Origin of the sequence: Ruminococcus sp. (genome assembly GCF_017650195.1) — a bacterium.
In the GTDB taxonomy this organism is placed as follows: Bacteria; Bacillota; Clostridia; order Oscillospirales; family Ruminococcaceae; genus Ruminococcus.
The window spans coordinates 1-4231 of record NZ_JAGCFH010000295.1 but is presented as its reverse complement, the minus strand read 5'-3'; the positions used below and the strand labels follow the sequence as shown (position 1 = coordinate 4231).

At 41.3% G+C, this 4231-nt stretch carries 3 protein-coding genes, 1 tRNA gene, 1 rRNA gene and 1 pseudogene; 2 read left to right on the top strand and 4 right to left on the bottom strand.

Annotated features, from left to right (window positions below; translation table 11 throughout):
- Window positions 1-22: 22 nt before the first annotated feature.
- Window positions 23-139 (top strand): 5S ribosomal RNA (rrf, locus tag J6U00_RS13325).
- Window positions 140-185: 46 nt separating this feature from the next.
- Window positions 186-259, top strand: a tRNA-Ile gene (locus J6U00_RS13320).
- Window positions 260-327: 68 nt separating this feature from the next.
- On the opposite strand, the gene J6U00_RS13315 is transcribed toward J6U00_RS13320, so the two are convergent.
- The 4 genes and pseudogenes from J6U00_RS13315 to J6U00_RS13300 all read right to left on the bottom strand — a co-directional run.
- Window positions 328-819: a ComEA family DNA-binding protein gene (locus J6U00_RS13315; protein WP_296582612.1), complete on the bottom strand. Its 492-nt coding sequence runs from the start codon at window positions 817-819 to the stop codon at window positions 328-330.
- Between the two features lie 92 nt (window positions 820-911).
- Entirely contained in the window at window positions 912-2543 is a 1632-nt protein-coding gene (locus J6U00_RS13310; RefSeq protein WP_296582610.1) for a glycoside hydrolase family 36 protein, read from the bottom strand.
- The gene (locus J6U00_RS13305; RefSeq protein WP_296582608.1) at window positions 2536-3924 is read right to left on the bottom strand and encodes an MFS transporter; all 1389 of its coding nucleotides are present in this window, start codon (window positions 3922-3924) and stop codon (window positions 2536-2538) included. The genes J6U00_RS13310 and J6U00_RS13305 overlap by 8 nt, the downstream gene beginning before the upstream one ends.
- Before the next feature lie 6 nt (window positions 3925-3930).
- Window positions 3931-4231, bottom strand: a pseudogene (locus J6U00_RS13300) (TetR/AcrR family transcriptional regulator); the annotation flags it as partial.

The following is a 4231-nucleotide window of genomic DNA, read 5'->3' as shown; positions in this document are numbered from 1 at the left end:
ATTCCTTCAAAAGTTTATATTAGTCGGTGCTTATGGCAATGAGGTCACACCCGTTCCCATTCCGAACACGGAAGTTAAGCTCATTCGCGTTGACGATACTTGGCTGGTGACGGCCCGGGAAACTAAATCAGTGCCGACATTATATATACGACCGGAAGCTTACAAAGGCTTCCGGTCATATTTAAGGGCCATTAGCTCAGTTGGTTAGAGCATCCGGCTCATAACCGGACGGTCTGGGGTTCGAGTCCCTAATGGCCCACTGAAAAAGACTACGCGATGCGTAGTCTTTTATTTTATTATCAAATATTCAATTATGTCGCTTAATGTTTAAGAAATTTCAGGATATTCCGGATTAACAACGTATATATGTTTGCGTATACCTGTAAATAACTTTTTACCGATACCGCTTACATTGGTTATTTCCTCTATATTCATAAAATTTCCGTTTTCCTCACGGTACTTTATTATCTCTGCTGCAAGCTTTTGACCAATACCATTCAACTTTTTAAGTTCCTCATTATCTGCTGAATTGATATCTATCATGATAAATTCAGGTTCAGTAATTTCTACTGATGTCGTAGGATCGGTTGTTGGAACCTTGCTTGTCATGGCTGACGTGTTTGGGTGTATTGAAGCAGTATCGGAATTATCTGTATTTTCGAGTTCAAGATCTTTATTCCTATCAATAATCATAGCGGGAGTATTTTTCTTTTTACCTGTAATAATAAAGTAGAAAATTGCTGCTCCAATAGCTATAACTGAACATATAACAAAGAAGATATACTTTTTTATTTCAGGATCTTTTTTCAGTTTGATCACTCCCTTTGTTTATATAATAGTATACTGTACGAAAAAACGACGTATATTTCCTGTAATAAAGGCTGACTTTCTTTTGAAGGTCAGCCTTTAGCTTATATACCATAACGTTTTATGTATTTTTTATCGTCTATACTGAATTTAAGAGTCAGTATATCATCCTCAAGGTCTGCAGAGATTATTTCTGCATTTCTAATTTTTAGTATCTTTGACAGTTCCTTGATCTCGGCTTCTCCGTAATCATAGAAGTTGTCAGAAGTAAAAAGTACGCTTCCCATAAGGGCATTTACCTCTGCGAGGCACTTTTTCTGCTTGTCGGAGAGGGAATTATTACACGGGCGAAGAAGAAAAACGTCCGGGTCATTAAGAAACGCACGTCCGTTGAGCTGTCTCCGGAATACTGTATTCAGTATTGAATTTTTAGTACTTATACGTTCTCTGTGCATCAATCTCATGTGTGGCTTATCGTTCCAGTCGAGACTGACATCACAGCCGATACGGCAGTAATCTACCAGACCAAAGGCTGAAGCAAGCGGAACTCCGCAGGCGAGTATAAGCGCGTCGCCTGCGCATTCACGAATAAATTTCATGGCTTCTGCCATAAGCTGTCCACGCGTTTTATCCTTCCTAGGAACTATACAGGCAGCATACAGGAAATCTAGTTTAAGAAGTTTATAGCCCCATTCATTTACTATAGTTTCGATTACGAACTTGATATACTCCCTGACCTCTGGATTATTGATATCGAGAGCGTAGAAGCCGCTCCAGTTTGAGCCGCCTCTGACAAAATCTTCATCTTCCGTGTCAATCAGCCAATGCTTGCTTTTTCGGAAAATCTCGGAGCTTTCCTCACAAATAAAGGGTGCCAGCCATATACCGGGGATAAGACCTGCATCGCTTATTTGGTCTGCAATTTTTTTCATTCCGCCCGGAAATTTTTCACTGTTGACTGAGAGCCAGTCTCCTACAGCAGTTTGCCAGCCATCGTCTATCTGAAAAACATCAGCCGTGTAGGTAAGTGAGTTTATACCGTTCAGATCGTCTGTTATAGTATCTTTGCTTATATCCTGATAATGATTATACCAGCTTGTATATCCGAATATAGGCTTTATATTATCTCTTGGCTTTATGCCGAGAGCATTGAAGTATCTGTCGAATACTTCCTTTTCGCTACCTTCGGTAAGAATGAGCTTGAGAGCGCACCATTCTCCGGTTATATCTATTCCGGCGCAATCCTTTTTCAGGGCTATCAACCCTTTGCCAACGTGGGTTATTATTTGTGTAAATCCGGTATTTTCTGCAAGGGAACCTATGAAGCAGTATAGCTCCTCAGTCCTTATATAGCCATAAGACCAACCGTGCATATCATCGCCGTACTCGCTGAAATTATAGTCGCCGTACTGTGAAAAGGCATACTTTTCCCTTATTGCAGAGGGAATATGGCATATACCGCGCATTTTTCCGTTTATGTCATGCTCTACGGAATCCGTCCATGACTGGTATCCGTTGAGGAAGATCTTTTCTCCCTCACTGAATTCATATTCAAACTCTGCACAAAGCTTCTGTATAGTTATTGTATCGATTGCTTTGATATTTACTGAAAAAATATCTCCTTCTATTTTTATATCAAGCTCCATTTTATCATTGCGCAGGGAGCTCGATGTTATAGCCATGAAGTCGCTTTCGCCGTCCTTATATAGGAACTGCAGAGATTTGAATTTAAGCATTTTTCTGTTCCTCCTCTATACGGGAGATTATCTTTTTCTCGTTGTATCTCAGGAATACTATTCCTCCGAGAAGACACAGTACTGCTGCTGTAACAGCTGTTATCCTGTATCCGAGACCGTAACCGGATTCTCCCTTTGGAACTTCTGAATTAATAAGTACCATACTGGTGAATATGAGCATAGCAAGGGACTGCCCGAGTTTGAATGCAAAAGTCCTGGCAGCATAGAACATACCTTGACGACTCTCTCCGGTATCGAGCTTGTCGGCTTCTGAAATATCAGCAACCACAGCCTGCGGAAGTATGCCGAGTATAGCCATGGGGAGAGCTGCAAGAACAGCTATGACAAAACCGTAAGCCAAAGCCGGTATATCAATAAGTCCTGCCCCTGATGTGACAAGGAAGGCGAATGAGAAGAAAAGGAATGCAAATGCAATAAGTTTCTTCTTTCCAAGCTTCTTTGAGAGTATATTAACTAATGGATAGAACAGAAGTGATACCACAGTCATTGTCACAAACAGAGGGAATGTCATGCCTGAATCGAGACCGAGCAGTACTGTGATATAGAATGACAGACCTGTTTGAAACAGCGTAAGTCCTATCCAGTAAAGAATATCAGAGCATACGAATGTACGAAATTCCTTGTTTTTGAAGGTAGACAGCAGAGAGCTGAAAGCAGAGCTTTGGCTCGGAGTAGTGTCAGCATACAGGTTTTCGTCTATCAGAAATGCTGGGATCATCATACAGATAACTGCGACTACTGATAGGATAGCGACAGTTATTCTGAAGCTGTTTGCATAGCCCATACTGTCAATAAAGATACCTGCAATATTGGGTACAAGGTAAGCAATAGCAGTACCAAAAAAGTATGTTACAGAGATAAATGTTGAGAGATTGATCCTTGCATTTTGAGTGCTGCCAAGCTCAGGAATAAGTGCATTGTAAGGTGTGCAGTAGCAGGTCATGCAGAAATAGAAAAGCATGGCGAATATGAAAAGAGCGGCAGCATTTCCCTTGCTTCCTGGTGAAAACGGAGATATGAACATAAGTACCGTCACAACTCCGAAGGGGATAGCTGCAAAACGCATAAATGGTATGCGTCGACCGAGCCTGTGCTTTAATGTGTCCGATTTACCTGCGATGAGAGGATCGGTGACAGCATCAAAGATACGTCCGAAAGCTGTTATAACTCCGATGGCTGTCAGACCGATAAATGTACCTTTAGGGATAAAGAGAATCTGACCCTTTGTTAACTCCTCCTGACTAGGTTGGTAGAAGAAAACGAGCCAGTTGGCAATAATGCCTGAAAGCAGCGACCAGCCAAGCTGACCTATTGCAAAGATCCATAACACTTTATTGGAAGCTGTTTTTCTTTTCTCCATAAAGCCTCATTCCTTTCTGAGGAAAAAGACTGCGGATTCGATAATAGTACTTAATTCTTCTTCTGCAAATGAGAAATCGTCTCCCGGAAGGAGCTCGCCCTGTGTGAGCTTTTTGCTGAGTTCCTGAAGAGCATGGGCATAGGAGAGGTAAAACAGCTTTATGTTTGGTAGCTCGCGCACTGTCCCGTCAGCAACGCCAAACATATATGACTTTTCAAATACAGGATAGAAATTAATAATTGATTTTTCGTAGTCCTTCAGTTCATTTTTAGGGATATTCTCCGAAGCGAGCATAAGATCAAACTCT